We start from the raw sequence: 14,014 nt of genomic DNA, 5'->3' as shown, positions 1-14,014 counted from the left end.
TCGACGCTCCCAAGTTGTTTCATTATCTCCGGCAGGCAGCGTTCGTAGCCGCGTCGCCGATACAGTCTGGCGATGGTACGATTGTACCGTTGGTTCCCGTCGTTCTTGGCTGAACCTGCCCCGGTATCCGTGCCGGCGCGGTCATGACACCTGCCTGGGGAGCGCCGCCTTGCGGATCGGGCAATGGCACGCGAGGACCGATTGCTTGAGGCGCTGCCACAGTGACGGCTTGCGGCTGGACCGTCGTCTGACGGGTAACGATTGCGGGACGAATGACGGGGCGGGCTTCGTAGCCGATAGGCGTCGCTCCGTTGCGATACCCTCCCGCGTCCGGATAAATCGGATCGCCCGGGCGACCAAGCAAAGCATCGGCTCCCCGCGGGGCACCATAGAGGTTCAGGGCTTCGTTTTCGAAGCCGCCGGCGATCGTGTAGCCGTAGACGGTGCTCAGAAGTTGCCGCTCGTTTGCTTGCGCATCACAGAGCCGGAGCCTGACCTGCACCATGCTGAAATTGCGCTGCTCTACCGGCGCAGACTGGCCTGCCTGAATTTGCTGCCAGGCGTAAACGCAGGTATCGCCCGCCCGGCTCTGGCCGGAAGCATAACCGAAGGGGCCGTAGCTGTTCTGCACGAAGGTAGCGGAGCGAGCGAGCCGGACGCCTGGTATCGTCGCAGCCATCTCACGCGAGATCGCACTTTCGCTGATCATTGCATACGGTGTGCTGCCCAGTCCCGGGTTCGAGCCGGACCCGCCGAGAAACTGCACTTTGAGGAAGTTCTGACCAGGAACCGACGATGACGTGGCGAGCGAAATCGTCTGTTCCACATCGTCCTTATGTTTGCGTTCGACCACGCTGACGATGGCAGGGCCGCCGGGCGGTGGGAACGCCAATGCTTTCTCATTAGGAACGGTTTCTGGACCAGCCGATTGCCGCACTCCGCCCGTTGTCGTGCAACTGGTCCCCAAAGCGGCCAATGTTACGAGCGTGAATATCTTGACTAAGTGCATCTTTGGGATCGCGGCAATCGTTTATCATTATATTCATGGGCAAATTACGCGGCGCATTGTGAAATCAAGCCCCTGAGATCGATATTTGGCATAAATGCAATTATGGTTAACTATCAGTTAACAACGGGAGGATGGGGCAAATCTGGAGGTCGTAAGCGACGATTTCCCTTACTTCTTTGCGTTTTCTGGATAATTGCGCGAGGTGATCGACTGCAGGTGGTTTTCGCCGGCCGGCTTTGCCTGGAGTGGGGCGGTCCGGTCGAGCCAAGCGATCGCCAATGGGAAGATTTGTTCCTTAAGCGGCGGGCGCATCTGCGCGAGCTATCGAGCTATAAAGAATGTGGCTGCGAGGAAAATAAGGAATTCCAAGCTTTGCAGGAGGTAGCAAGCGTGGGCTTTGTCGAACCGACAAGAAGGTATCAGGCGGCCTTATCGAGTGCTGGCCGCCCGAAAGGCGTGATCATTCCATTCCAAGCGCGGCCATGTAGGTCTGAAGGATGGATTCTTCCTCAAGACGTTCATTGGCATCCTTCTTGCGCAGCCTGATGATCGTCTTCATTGCCTTGGTGTCGTAGCCACGGCCTTTCGCTTCGCCGAACACGTCCTTGATGTCGTCGGCGATCGTCTGCTTCTCTTCTTCCAACCGCTCGATGCGCTCGATGAACTGGCGGAGTTCCGCCGCCGCTACGTTGACCTCGCCGGTCGTGGCCACTTCTTCCATATGTCGTATCCTCTCTTGCGGCCTTGAGGCCTGAATTCGATGGGCCGTTGACCTGCCGCGAATGAAGCGCGAGGTCAAGTCGTCTCTATGGAAGTGGCCCTATTCCTTCGGCCTGTTCTGCTCAAAAGCGGCTTTTTGCACAGCGGAAGCCTCCGTCTGATGCAGATTTTTCCAGTCTTCGTAGGGCATGCCGTAAACCATTTCGCGCGATTCGTCCCTGGTCACCGGCAGGCCCGCTTCTTCGGCCGCCTCGCGATACCAGTTGGAGAGGCAGTTGCGGCAGAAGCCGGCGAGGTTCATCAGGTCGATGTTCTGAACGTCGCTGCGCTTGCGCAGATGCGCGACAAGGCGACGGAAGGCGGCGGCCTCCAGTTCGGTCTGCTGTTCCTTGGTGAGCTCGGTCATCTCTATCTCCTCAAGCCTCGTCGTACGGGCCGGTACGCGACGGGTAGCGCTTATATTCATGCAGCGCCGGGTCGTCGTTCATCGCCGAAAAGATCGGTGCCAGGCGCTCGGCCCATTCGCTGATACCAGCCTCGTCGCCGATCAGATCCTGACGGACTTCCAGCAGTGCATGCGGAATGCCCGTGACCATGCAATGGCGGTACATGGTGTCGTTTCTCAGCGCCCCGTCATAGGGTTCGTTGTCGCCTATAACGAGATTGGTGTCGGCGCCGAGCTTTGCAAGAAGCGGTAGCACGGCGCGCTCGTCGCTGTCCCAGAGCACGCTCGCATGCCAAGGGCGAGGGACGCCCTTCCAGGCCGGTGTGAAGGAATGCAGCGAGAGCACCAGCGGCGCGCGGCCCGTCGCCTCTGCGACCGATGCGATCGTCTCATTCACGGCGCGGTGATAGGGCCGGTGGAAAGCTTCGATGCGGTAATTCCACTCTTCCTCGGTGATCGGATGATTGCCAGGGATGATCGCCCCATCGGAAATCTTCATGATGAGGGTCGGGTCGTCTTCGCCGCGGTTCGGATCGATCAGCAGCCTGGAAAAGCCGCCCAGCACGGCGGGAACGCCAAGCCGTGCCGAAAGTTGGCGGCAAAGCCCCTCGATGCCGATGTCATAGGCGATATGCCGCGAAAAGGTAGTTTCCGGCAGGCCGAGCCGTCCGTAGCGTTCGGGGAGGTGCCGCTTTGCATGATCGCCGAGGATGACCATGCCTTTGTCACGATTGCCGGATATGATTTCAAAAGATGTGAAGTCATTCATGTGGATTGTCGAATACCGCATTTTCAGCCCGTTGTTTGATTGCATGCGCGGGCGGAAGGTGCAAGGCTTGGCCTCTTGATCGGCGAGGTGCGGACCTTAGGGCGCTGCCACCATTCCGTGAAGAAAATATAATCGATTAGAGTTGCGTTGACATTCGTAGGATGGCAGCGCAAGAAGACGCAACAACGAATAACCGGGAGCCCATTGGAAGCCGTGTCCAGCCAAGTCGCGCCAAGTTTCGTTACGCGGTCAGGGCCGCTTGCCCGATTCGCATTTTTCATCCTTGCCGCCGCCGCGCCGTTTTTCTTCATGCCAAATGCAGCCCATGCCGATTTCCGCGTCTGCAATGGTACGCAGAATCTCGTGGGTGTAGCGATCGGCTATCGTGCGAAGGAAGGCTGGGTGACCGAGGGATGGTGGCAGGTTCCGGCCACCACTTGCGCCACTCTGATCGAAGGGCCGCTTCAGTCCCGCTATTATTACCTCTACGCAGAAGACGCAGCTCGCGGCGGCCGCTGGACGGGCGATATCGAAATGTGCGTGGCGGAAAATGAATTCAAAATCCCAGGCGTGAAAGATTGCTACGCACGCGGTTACCAGAAAATGGGATTCAAGGAATACGACACGGGGCGTCAGGCGAGTTGGATGGTTCAGCTCTCCGATACCCCGGGCAGCCAAGAAAGCCAGAATTGATGAAACGCAACCGAAAAGTCAAAATCCTAGCGACGCTCGGCCCGGCTTCCTCCGAAGAGGAGATGATCCAGAAGCTGCATGAGGCCGGTGCCGACCTCTTCCGCATCAACATGAGTCATGCCAGCCATGACCTGATGCGCACGCTCATCCAGCGTATCCGCGCCGTCGAGGCCCGCTGTGGCCGCCCGATCGGCATTCTCGCCGACTTGCAGGGTCCCAAGCTGCGTGTCGGTAAGTTTGCCCAGGGCAAGGTCGATCTCAAGCCCGGCCAGACCTTCACGCTCGACAATAACGATGCGCCCGGTGACAATACCCGCGTTTTCCTGCCGCATCCGGAAATCCTGGAGTCGGTTCAACCCGGCCACCGGTTGCTGATCGATGACGGCAAGCTCGCCCTCCGCGCCGAAAAGTGCGATGGCAAGAGCATTGTCACGACCGTCATTTCCGGCACGAAGATCTCCGACCGCAAGGGCGTCAGCCTGCCGGATACGCTGCTTGGCGTCGGCGCTCTGACCGACAAGGATCGCACCGACCTCGACGCGGTGCTCGCCACCAACGAAGTCGACTGGGTGGCGCTCTCCTTCATCCAGCGTCCGGAAGACCTCTCCGAAGTTCGCAAGATTTCGCGTGGCCGCGTCGGTCTGATGTCGAAGATCGAGAAGCCGCAGGCCGTCGAGCGCATCGAGGAAATCATCGAGCTTTCCGATGCGCTGATGGTCGCCCGCGGCGATCTTGGCGTCGAAATGCCGCTCGAAGCCGTTCCCGGCATTCAGAAGCAGCTTATCCGCGCCTGCCGCCGTTCCGGCAAGCCGGTGGTCGTTGCCACGCAGATGCTGGAATCGATGATCTCGTCGCCGGTTCCGACCCGTGCCGAAGTCTCCGACGTCGCCACCGCCGTCTTCGAAGGCGCCGACGCCGTCATGCTGTCGGCCGAATCCGCCTCGGGCGACTATCCGGTCGAGGCCGTTTCGACGATGGCTTCGATCGCCAGCACGATCGAACGCGAGCCGCACTATCCGGGTATCATCTACGCGCAGCGCGCCCAGCCGGAAGCAACCGGCGCCGACGCCATCTCGCTCGCCGCCCGACAGATCGCCGAGACGCTGAAGCTTGCCGCTATCGTCTGCTACACTTCGTCGGGCACGACCGGCTTGCGCGCCTCGCGTGAGCGCCCGCAGGTTCCGATCCTGGCGCTGTCGCCGATCATCCAGACGGCCCGCCGCCTGTCGGTGGTCTGGGGCATGCACTGTGTCGTCACCCATGACGCCACCGACCTCGACGATATGGTCAACAATGCCTGCCGCATCGTCGCCGAAGAAGGCTTCGGCAAGCCCGGCGACCGCATTATCATCTCGGCCGGCGTGCCGCTCGGTACCCCCGGCGCGACCAACATGCTGCGCATCGCCTATATCGGCTCGGATGGCCAATCCGGCGTGTAATCGCCCGATATCTGCTGGCAGTATTGGAAATAATCGAAGCCCGCTGTTGCAAAAACAGCGGGCTATTTTGCTTGAAAGCTGAATGATCGCCGCCAAGTATCCAGATGGATTTGAGATGGAGAGTTTCCAATGAAGATCGGATTTATCGGATTGGGCCAAATGGGCAGCGCCATGGCCGCGAACCTGTTGAAGGCCGGGCATGAGGTGGCCGTTTATAATCGCACGCGCGACAAGGCGGAGGCGTTGGTCGGCCAGGGTGCCAAGATTGCGGCGACGGTGGCCGAAGCCTGTGGCGGCGAAGCGGTATTCACTATGCTTGCCAATGACGATGCGCTGTCGGCTGTCGTTGATAGTGACGGCGGCATGCTGGCGAGCCTTGGCAAGGGTGCGATCCATATTTCTTCGAGCACGATCAGTATCGCCTTGTCCGAACGGCTGACCAGAGAGCATGCGGCTGCCGGCCAGCGTTTCATTGCGGCCCCGGTCTTCGGCCGTCCGGAAGCGGCGGCTGCCGCCAAACTCTTCGTGGCCGCTGCTGGCGAGCCCGGCGCCATCGAAGCCGTAACGCCGCTGTTCGAGGCGATCGGCCAGCGCACCTTCGTCCTTGGCGAAGAGCCGAAGGCTGCCAATCTCGTCAAGCTCAGCGGCAATTTCCTCATCGCCTCGGTCATCGAATCGCTCGGCGAGGCCATGGCGCTGGTGGAGAAGGGCGGTGTCGACCGGCATGAATATCTCGACCTTTTGACGTCGACGCTGTTCAACGCACCGGTCTACAAGACCTATGGCGGCCTGATCGCCGATCGCAAATTCAAGCCGGCCGGTTTTGCAGCACCTCTCGGCCAGAAAGACATCCGCCTGGCACTCGCCGCCGGCGAAGCGCTGAACGTGCCGCTGCCGCTTGCAAGCCTGCTGCGCGACCGTTTCCTGACCTTGCTCGCTCACGGCGGCGAGTATCTCGATTGGTCGGCAGTCGCCGCATTGGCGGCGAAGGATGCGGGTCTGGAGAAATAGAGGCGCGACATAGTCGAAGCCTATTGCACATGCTTGCCAAGCACGGCGGTGCATGCAAGTTTCCGACAACCATGGGGAGGAAATCATGCACACCGCTACGCTGCTTGCCTTTGCTACCGTCTCCTTCATAGGCATCGCAACGCCGGGGCCGACTGTGCTGCTGGCGTTGACCAACGGTTCGCGCTACGGCGTGCGCCGGGCGCTCGCCGGCATGATTGGTGCCGTGCTGTCGGACTTCGTGCTGATCGGTGCGGTCGCAATCGGGCTCGGCGCATTGCTGGCGGCCTCGGAATTCTGGTTCACTGTGTTGAAATGGGCGGGTGCAGCCTACCTCGCTTTTCTCGGCATCATGATGCTCCGTTCCAAGGGAGCGATCGACGGCATGCTCAAAGCCAATGCCGGGCAAGGGAAGGGAACCCTGCTGTCCATCGGAATGAAGAGCTTCATGGTCGCGGTGACCAATCCCAAGGGCTATCTGTTCTTCTCGGCCTTTTTGCCGCAGTTCATCGATCCGTCCGCGCCACAAATGCCGCAATATGCCATCCTCGCGCTGCTCTTCGCCTGGCTCGATTTCACGATCATGTTCGGCTATGCCGCCTTCGGCTCGCAGGCCGTGCGTTTCCTCAAGACGGAAGGCACGAAATGGCTGGAACGCGCCTGTGGCGGCGCACTCCTGGCTTTGGCCGGTTCGCTGGCGCTTTATCGTCGCGCAGCGAGTTGAATTTTAGTGGCGGCGCAGCGCCGCCTCGAAGACGTCGGTATCGACATTGCCGCCTGAGGTGACCGCGATGACCGTGTCGCCGTCGATTTCCTTGCCATGGAAGAGGGCGGCCGCCAGCGCTACGGCGCCGCCGGGCTCGACCACGATCTTGAGGCGGGTGAAGGCCAGCGCCATGGCGTCCAGCGCTTCTTCGTCAGTTACCACCAGACCGGGGCCGCAAAGGCGCTTCAGGATCGGAAAGGTGATGTTTCCGGGTTGCGGCGTGATGATGGCGTCGCAGATCGAGCCCTGCAGGGCAGCATTGCGTTCGATCTTGCCGGAGGCGAGAGAGCGTGTCGTGTCATCAAAGTTCTTGGGTTCGCAGGGGCGTACTTTGAAGCCAGGAGCGCGGGCTTCAAGCGCCAGCGCAATACCCGAGGTCAGGCCGCCGCCGCCGCAGGGGACGAGTACAGTTGCGGTATCGATGCGCTCTTCGGCTGCCTGTTCGGCGATTTCGAGTCCTGTCGTTCCCTGGCCGGCGATCACCAGCGGTTCATCGAAAGGCTTGATCAGCGTCAGGCCGCGCTCCTCGGAGAGCCGTGCGCCGATCGCGTCGCGGTCCTCGTTGATGCGATCATAAAGCACGACTTCGGCGCCGAAGGCGCGGGTATTGGCGATTTTCAGCTTCGGTGCATCCGTCGGCATGACGATGACGGCGGGAACGCCGTGCAGTTGCGCGGCGAGCGCCACGCCCTGGGCGTGATTGCCGGAGGAAAAGGCGATGACGCCTCTGGCGCGCACGGAAGGCTCCAGCGCGGACACCGCCGACCAGCCGCCTCGAAACTTGAAGGAGCCGGTATGCTGCAGGCATTCCGCTTTCACAAACAGCCGCCGGCCGGCGATTTCATCAAGGAAAGGGGAGGAGAGCAGGGGCGTGCGCCGGGCGCGGCCGTCGAGGCGGTCGCGAGCGGCTTCAATCATTGCAATATCGACCATGGAGGGAACACTCTTCTGCTGCGGAAAGGCTGTTCAATCCATAAAACGCTGCAGGCCTCTTTAAAACAACGACTTTGTCCCGGTGACACTTCAACCGGCATCCGACAAGGAAAGGTGGCCAACATCGTAGGCCTGGATGCCTGGCGTCAAAATGTCTTTTGGCAGATCGGCGAGCAGACGGAAACGCACCCGCGTCCAACTGGTCGGTTCGAACGCGGCGACGGAGGCAAGCGCTTCGCCGCGCGCGACCTCGCCAGCCGCCTCATCGCTTTCGCGCTCACGAATTTCAGCAAGCGGCGCATAGGGCTCCGTTTGAAAAATCTCTCGGGTGGCGTACCGGGCACTGCGAATATCCGGTGAGATGTCGGCGCGCCAGACGACCCAGGTCTTCACCTGCGGCCAGCCGAAACTCTCCGTCAGCCCGACAAAGCCGGGACCGCAGATGAAGTTGCTCAAGCCCTCATCCTTTTCCCAGACATAGAAGGGTGCATAGAGATTCTCGCGGCTTCCCGTCCTGGCATCGCCTTTCCTCGCGGAAAGATAGGCCTTGAACTTCAGCCCCGGAAAATCGTCGAGCATGGGCCCCCTGTCGCGGATGCGGCGGTGGATGATCTCCATGTCGTAATCGGTAGGCAGGGTGAAGCTGTATTGCATGGCGATCATGGTCAATCCTCCAGCCAGGTCACGGCGGTGCCGTTCTGTTGAGCTTGGATGCTGATATAGGCGAAAGTGCTGTCCGGCGTTGCGCCATGTCGATGACGCTCGCCGGGTGCGAAGTTAATGCAATCGCCGGCGCGCAGCTCCTCGGGCGGTTCGTTGTCGCGCTGCGCAAGGCCGACACCTGACAGCACATAGAGGATTTGGCCGTGTGGATGTGTGTGCCAGCGTGTCATGGTGCCGGGTTCGAGCGTGCAGCGCATGGCAGTGAGCCCGCCGTCTTCGTTGTTTTGAACCAGCATTTCCACCCAGAAGGGCGCATTGGCAATGCCTTCCGGCGAACGCTGGGTGGCGGTGCCGGCGCGATGGATCGGCAGCGGCTGTCGAATGCTTGTCCGGTTCATCATTGTCAGGCCTGTTCGATCATCTGCGCGATCCCGTCTGCAAAGGACCAGTCCTCGCGCGTCGTGGTGATGATATTGATCATGATATCTTCGGGCCGCACACCCGGCGCATCCGCCAGGAGGGCGACAAGGCGGCGATAGAAGGCCTTCTTGACCTCAGTGGAGCGCGGCTTGCCGATGGTGATCTGGAAGAAGACGTAGTCGTCCGAGCGCGGGCCGCCGAGATAGGTGCGGTCGAAGATCAGCTCGTTCGGCTCCAACTGATGGATCTCCTGGAAGCGATCCGTGGGCGGCACGTCGAAGGTCTCGACCATGGCGCGGTGGAAATTATCCGAAAGCGCCTGCAGATATTGCGGCGACTTGCCACGGAGAAGGGAAATGCGCGTGAATGGCATGGTTTGCTCCTGTCATCAGGTCTACTTGACGGCCTCACCATGTCACGGGATAATCGTTCAGAAAATCAGATAATAATTGACGAATAGTCCCAAAAATATGGATCATTGATCATGCGGAAAGTTATCTTCGACCTCGACGTCCTCCGCAGCTTCGTGACAGGCATGGAGCTTGGCAGTTTCGCCAAGGCCGCCGAGCGGCTGGGGCGTTCGACGTCCGCAATCAGTGCGCAGCTTAGGAAGCTGGAGGAACAGGCGGGCACGCCGATCTTCCGTAAGGCCGGGCGCGGGCTGGCGCTGACGGAGGCTGGCGAAACGATGCTTGGCTATGCGCGGCGATTGCTGGATCTCAACGACGAGGCGGCGACCGCGATCCATGGCGCCGATCTGGAAGGCTGGGTTCGTCTTGGCCTGCAGGAGGATTTCGGCGAGACGCTGTTGCCCGAAGTGCTCGGCCGCTTTGCCCGCGCCCATCCGAAGGTGCGGATCGAGGCGCGCGTGGTGCGAAATGCGGAGCTGATCGAGCGCGTGACGTCCGGCAAGCTCGACCTGGCGCTCGCCTGGAGCGACGGTTTTCGCACTGCCCATACCGATCGGATCGCGGAAGTGCCGATGTGCTGGGTCGGCCCGGCGCATGGTGCCGTGCAATGGCGTGCCGATAGCGGCGAGCCGCTGCCGCTCGCGTCACTGGAAGCGCCCTGCCTGCTGCGGACCATCGCGACCAAGGTGCTGGACCATGCCGGCATCGGCTGGCGCATTTCCTTCGTCAGCCCCAGCCTTGGCGGGCTCTGGGCCGCGACGGCGGCAGGGTTGGGCGTGACGGTGCGCACGCCGTTGGGTTTGCCGGATAAGGTGCGGCTTCTGGCGCCAGCCGAAGCCGGCCTCCCACCGCTGCCGAAGCTCGATCTCGTGCTGCATCGCGCCGAAGCGGAAGCGAACCCGGCGACGGAGCGGCTGGTTTCGATCATGTTGCAAGCCGTGCGGCAAACGGTGGATGCCACGCCGCAAGGGCGGGTGTTTGACGACGCGCCGACCTACGAACTGGTGACCGTCTGAGTGGCGGCGGCTTCGGTCGCCAGCGTGGTCTTCAGGCGAGCAAGGCGGGCTTCTGCCTCCCGCGCGAACGCGCGGAGATCGCGTGATTGGCCGGCGAGATGCTCCATTGCCGCGATGACCACGTCTGTCGCGACATAGTCTGGCTTGTGGCCGAGATGACGGATGGTGACGAGCTCGGCACCGGCGATATCCCGCGCCAAACCGCGCGAATGCAGCTCTTCCATGACGATATCGTCGCTGTCGCCGGTGATGATGACGGTCGGCGCCGTGATCTCGCGATAGCGGGGTGCTTGGGCGGAAACATAGGCGAAGAGGTTGGCAACGTCGGCTGCGTTGTTGATAAAAGCTCTTGGCCGCAGCACCAGCTCCGGCGCGGTCTTTGCCACGTAATCGACTGGCCGCTGATTGGGGCGGAAGACGCTGAGCGTACTGCTTTCGACACGTTGCAGGCCGATCGGCATCACGAGCAGATGGGCGAAGAGCCAGCCGAAGACCGGCATGGCGGCGAGCGTATAGTACCAGTCGATTCCACCCGGCCACGGATGGGTCGCCGGCGCCAGGAAGAGCAGGCCGATCGTCTTATCCGGATGACGCATGCCGAAGGCTGCGGCGATGGCGCCGCCGAAGGAATGGCCGACGATGATGGCGCTCTCGATGCCGCGTTTCTCCATCAATCTCGCGATAGCGTCGGCCTGGCCGGAGGGCAAGGCATTTTCCGGGCCACCGCGTTCGGAATAGCCATGGCCGGGCCGATCGACGAACAGCATTTCCGCCCGGCCGGCGAGCGGGCCGGCAAAGGCTTCGAACTGATCGCGCAGATTGCCGCTGGCACCGTGGATGAAGATCAGCGGCGGCAGATCGGCGGTGGCTGGGGGCGGCAAATGCAAGGCGTTCATGCGGAATTCGCCGATATCGGTCAGCTCGCCGATATTAGGATAGGTCTGCTCGATCGCGCGCGTCTTATAGGCCGAAAAGCAGGCTGCGGCGGCAGGAATTAGAACAAGGGCGCAAAGCAGAATATCGATCATTGCGGTATAAAGCAGATAATGGGGACTATCGGTCTATGCGACTTTCACGATCTCTCGTGTTTCGTAGATATGCCCTTTGTTGAGAATTCCTAGACCATTCCGCTTTCAGGCGGAATCACCGAATAGATGCATTAGGTCCGGCTACCGGCAATTTTTTCCGAGAGGGTATTATACTGCTCCTGGGCGGCGCGATTCGCCGGATAGATTTCAAGGAAGCGTTCCCAAGCCTTCAGGGTCAGCTCGTCGTTGCCGGTTTCGCTCAAGATCGCGGCCATGCCGGCGAGTGCGCCGAAGTGGCGCGGTTCTATCCGCAGCACCTGATTGATGTCTTCCATCGATTTGCGATAGTCACCGATGGCGTAATTCAGCGTCGCGCGGCGGTTCCAGCCCTCAGCATAGTCCGGCTTCAGCGAGATCACCTGGTCGAGGAAATCCATGGCGGCCGCATTGCGCTTTTCCTGGATGGCTTTGTCGGCCCATTGCATCAGAAGATTGATGGTGGCGCTGCCGGAATCGCTCCATTCCATGCGAATCTGATCGGCGATGAGGCTCGCCTGATCGGGATTGCGCTGGCGCTTCAAAGCTGTGAAGAGATTGTCGATCTGCTGCTTCGACGACAGGGTGCCGGAGGCAGCGTTCGGGTCCTTCTTCTCGACGATATCAGAATTGTCCGCCATGGCGATATGCGGTGTGGCGGCGGTCAGGACGAAGAGAATCGGCAGGGCCAGATGTGACGAAGCAAAAATGCGCATGGCGGGCATAGTAGCCCGCCAATGTCGAAGATCAAAATAATTTTGATGTGATCATCTCAAGCGACCGCGAACGGTCCGCCCGGCCGTGGCCAGGCGCCACGCAAAATCAGCCCTGACGAGCCTTGTAGCGCGGGTTCAGCTTGTTGATGATGTAAATGCGGCCCTTGCGGCGGACCAGACGGTTGTCACGGTGACGCGCCTTGAGCGACTTGAGCGAATTCTTGATCTTCATTTTTCTGATCCGCGATGTTTGAGGGGGAATGTCACATTCGCCCGGTATCTTTAACAATCAAAAGCGCGCTCGGGGCGCGCTCTTTAGGGTGGGCAGCAAATACCCTGTCCCCTCAGCCCTGTCAACCATGTCAGGGTTTTTTCCCTGCGCTGTTAGCGACGAAGCTGTGTAATATGGCCCATCTTGCGGCCGGGACGCGATTTCGTCTTGCCGTAGAGATGTACCAGCACATCGTCCTGGCTCAGCCAATCGGGAACCGAAAGGATATCGTCGCCGATCAGATTCTGCATTACGCAGTCGGAGTGGCGTACCGGATTGCCGAGCGGCAGGCCGGCGACGGCTCGGATATGCTGCTCGAATTGCGAGACGATGCAGGCGGCCTCCGTCCAGTGCCCGGAATTGTGAACGCGCGGCGCCATTTCATTGGCGATCAGGCTGCCGTCGGCAAGGACGAAGAACTCGATGCCGATGACGCCGACATAGCCGAGCGCGGTCAAAATCTTCTCCGCCGCCACGCGCGCCGCAGCCGCCGTCTCGGCGGAGATGCGGGCGGGGAGGGTAGAGGTGTGGAGAATGCCGTTACGATGGACATTTTCCGCCGGATCGTAGCAGGCAATAGTGCCGTCCAGGCCGCGGGCGGCAATGATGGAGATCTCGCGCTCGAACGCCACGAAGCTTTCGAGAATCAGCGGCACGCCGCCGAGTGCGGCATAGCCGCCGTCAGCGCTGTCGGCGGATGAGCGATAGACGCGCTGCCCCTTTCCGTCGTAGCCGAGACGCCGGGTCTTCAGCACCCCCTGGCCGCCGAAGTCGGCAAGCGCCGTTTCGAGATCGGCCTGGCTGTCGACGGCGTGGAAACGGGCGGTCGGAATGCCGCAATCGTTGATGAAACGCTTTTCGGTCAACCTGTCCTGCGCCATCTCCAGCGCCTTCGGCGGCGGATAAACGGCAACATCCCTAGCAAGCCCCTCGGCAGCGGTGACCGGCACGTTTTCGAATTCGTAGGTGACGAGGTCGCAGCTCTTCGCCAGTTCGGCGAGAGCGGCCGGATCGTCATAGGCGGCCACGATCTGGTCGTTTGCCACCTGCGCGGCGGGGCAATCTGCTTCCGGCTCGAGGATGATCGTGCGGAAATTCAAACGAGCTGCCGCCATGGCCAGCATGCGGCCGAGCTGGCCGCCGCCGATGATGCCGATCGTTTTTGCGGTCATTGGTCGTCCATTGGATATTCGGCAACTGCAGCACTCTGCCGGGCGCGCCATTCGTCCAGCCGATCGGCGATCTCCTCATCACCGAGCGCCAGGACGGCGGCGGCAAGAAGGGCGGCATTGATCGCGCCGGCCTTGCCGATCGCCAAGGTGCCGACGGGAATGCCTGCCGGCATCTGCACGATGGAAAGAAGACTGTCCTGGCCGGACAAGGCGCGCGATTGTACCGGTACGCCGAAGACCGGCAGCGGCGTCATTGAGGCGGCCATTCCCGGAAGGTGAGCGGCGCCACCGGCACCGGCGATAATGACTTTAAAGCCTTCGTCGCGTGCGCCCTTGGCGAAGCTCACCAGCCGGTCCGGCGTGCGATGCGCGGAGATGATGCGCGCATCATAGGTGATTTCCAGCGCCTCCAGCGTATCTGCGGCGTTCTTCATGGTTTCCCAGTCCGACTGGCTGCCCATGATGATGGCGACGGGCGGTCTCTCTGTCATCATTCTCGC

Annotated in this window: 18 protein-coding genes; 5 read left to right on the top strand and 13 right to left on the bottom strand. The window is 61.1% G+C overall.

Going from position 1 to position 14,014, the window contains the following annotated elements; genetic code table 11:
• Window positions 1-22: 22 nt before the first annotated feature.
• From bcsN to QA646_RS12775, 4 genes are all read right to left on the bottom strand, one after another.
• A complete protein-coding gene (gene bcsN, locus QA646_RS12790) occupies window positions 23-1,009 on the bottom strand; it encodes a cellulose biosynthesis protein BcsN (RefSeq protein ID WP_283055815.1) in 987 nt (328 codons plus the stop codon).
• Window positions 1,010-1,469: 460 nt separating this feature from the next.
• Window positions 1,470-1,730 (bottom strand): DUF2312 domain-containing protein, encoded by a 261-nt coding sequence (locus QA646_RS12785; RefSeq protein ID WP_028752897.1) that lies wholly within the window; start codon window positions 1,728-1,730, stop codon window positions 1,470-1,472.
• 99 nt (window positions 1,731-1,829) lie between these two features.
• Entirely contained in the window at window positions 1,830-2,135 is a 306-nt protein-coding gene (locus tag QA646_RS12780; RefSeq protein WP_283055814.1) for a DUF1244 domain-containing protein, read from the bottom strand.
• A gap of 10 nt (window positions 2,136-2,145) precedes the next feature.
• Entirely contained in the window at window positions 2,146-2,943 is a 798-nt protein-coding gene (locus QA646_RS12775) for an N-formylglutamate amidohydrolase (RefSeq protein WP_283055813.1), read from the bottom strand.
• 204 nt (window positions 2,944-3,147) lie between these two features.
• Between QA646_RS12775 and QA646_RS12770 the strand changes: the two genes are divergently transcribed.
• The 4 genes from QA646_RS12770 to QA646_RS12755 all read left to right on the top strand — a co-directional run bounded on the left by QA646_RS12770 (window position 3,148) and on the right by QA646_RS12755 (window position 6,807).
• Window positions 3,148-3,636, top strand: a complete 489-nt coding sequence (locus tag QA646_RS12770; protein WP_028752900.1) for a DUF1036 domain-containing protein — start codon at window positions 3,148-3,150, stop codon at window positions 3,634-3,636.
• Entirely contained in the window at window positions 3,636-5,075 is a 1,440-nt protein-coding gene (pyk, locus tag QA646_RS12765) for a pyruvate kinase (protein ID WP_283055811.1), read from the top strand. Before QA646_RS12770 ends, pyk begins: the two co-directional genes overlap by 1 nt.
• 129 nt (window positions 5,076-5,204) lie before the next feature.
• Window positions 5,205-6,086, top strand: a complete 882-nt coding sequence (locus QA646_RS12760) for an NAD(P)-dependent oxidoreductase (protein WP_283055810.1) — start codon at window positions 5,205-5,207, stop codon at window positions 6,084-6,086.
• An 85-nt stretch (window positions 6,087-6,171) separates the two neighbouring features.
• Complete coding sequence (locus tag QA646_RS12755) at window positions 6,172-6,807, top strand: LysE family translocator (RefSeq protein ID WP_283055809.1); 636 nt, start codon at window positions 6,172-6,174, stop codon at window positions 6,805-6,807.
• A 3-nt stretch (window positions 6,808-6,810) separates the two neighbouring features.
• Here the strand turns inward: QA646_RS12755 and QA646_RS12750 are convergent, their stop codons facing one another.
• The 4 genes from QA646_RS12750 to QA646_RS12735 form a co-directional block, all read right to left on the bottom strand.
• Entirely contained in the window at window positions 6,811-7,782 is a 972-nt protein-coding gene (locus QA646_RS12750) for a threonine/serine dehydratase (protein WP_283055808.1), read from the bottom strand.
• 90 nt (window positions 7,783-7,872) lie between these two features.
• Entirely contained in the window at window positions 7,873-8,445 is a 573-nt protein-coding gene (locus QA646_RS12745) for a DUF4865 family protein (RefSeq protein WP_283055807.1), read from the bottom strand.
• A gap of 2 nt (window positions 8,446-8,447) precedes the next feature.
• Window positions 8,448-8,843, bottom strand: a complete 396-nt coding sequence (locus QA646_RS12740) for a cupin domain-containing protein (RefSeq protein WP_283058864.1) — start codon at window positions 8,841-8,843, stop codon at window positions 8,448-8,450.
• 5 nt (window positions 8,844-8,848) lie between these two features.
• On the bottom strand, window positions 8,849-9,238 hold the full coding sequence (locus tag QA646_RS12735) for a tautomerase family protein (protein ID WP_283055806.1): 390 nt from the start codon (window positions 9,236-9,238) through the stop codon (window positions 8,849-8,851).
• A gap of 111 nt (window positions 9,239-9,349) precedes the next feature.
• Between QA646_RS12735 and QA646_RS12730 the strand changes: the two genes are divergently transcribed.
• On the top strand, window positions 9,350-10,291 hold the full coding sequence (locus QA646_RS12730) for a LysR substrate-binding domain-containing protein (protein ID WP_283055805.1): 942 nt from the start codon (window positions 9,350-9,352) through the stop codon (window positions 10,289-10,291).
• On the opposite strand, the gene QA646_RS12725 is transcribed toward QA646_RS12730, so the two are convergent.
• The 5 genes from QA646_RS12725 to purE all read right to left on the bottom strand — a co-directional run bounded on the left by QA646_RS12725 (window position 10,270) and on the right by purE (window position 14,005).
• Window positions 10,270-11,319, bottom strand: a complete 1,050-nt coding sequence (locus QA646_RS12725; protein WP_283055804.1) for an alpha/beta hydrolase — start codon at window positions 11,317-11,319, stop codon at window positions 10,270-10,272. The genes QA646_RS12730 and QA646_RS12725 overlap by 22 nt on opposite strands.
• 131 nt (window positions 11,320-11,450) lie before the next feature.
• Window positions 11,451-12,080, bottom strand: a complete 630-nt coding sequence (locus QA646_RS12720; RefSeq protein ID WP_283055803.1) for a hypothetical protein — start codon at window positions 12,078-12,080, stop codon at window positions 11,451-11,453.
• A 97-nt stretch (window positions 12,081-12,177) separates the two neighbouring features.
• A complete protein-coding gene (ykgO, locus tag QA646_RS12715; RefSeq protein ID WP_003582204.1) occupies window positions 12,178-12,303 on the bottom strand; it encodes a type B 50S ribosomal protein L36 in 126 nt (41 codons plus the stop codon).
• Window positions 12,304-12,455: 152 nt separating this feature from the next.
• Entirely contained in the window at window positions 12,456-13,514 is a 1,059-nt protein-coding gene (locus tag QA646_RS12710) for a 5-(carboxyamino)imidazole ribonucleotide synthase (RefSeq protein ID WP_283055802.1), read from the bottom strand.
• Window positions 13,511-14,005, bottom strand: a complete 495-nt coding sequence (purE, locus tag QA646_RS12705; protein WP_283058863.1) for a 5-(carboxyamino)imidazole ribonucleotide mutase — start codon at window positions 14,003-14,005, stop codon at window positions 13,511-13,513. The genes QA646_RS12710 and purE overlap by 4 nt, the downstream gene beginning before the upstream one ends.
• Window positions 14,006-14,014: the final 9 nt, after the last annotated feature.

Source organism: Rhizobium sp. CB3090 (genome assembly GCF_029714285.1).
Taxonomy (GTDB): domain Bacteria; phylum Pseudomonadota; class Alphaproteobacteria; order Rhizobiales; family Rhizobiaceae; genus Rhizobium.
This window is presented reverse-complemented; position numbering and strand designations above follow the sequence as displayed.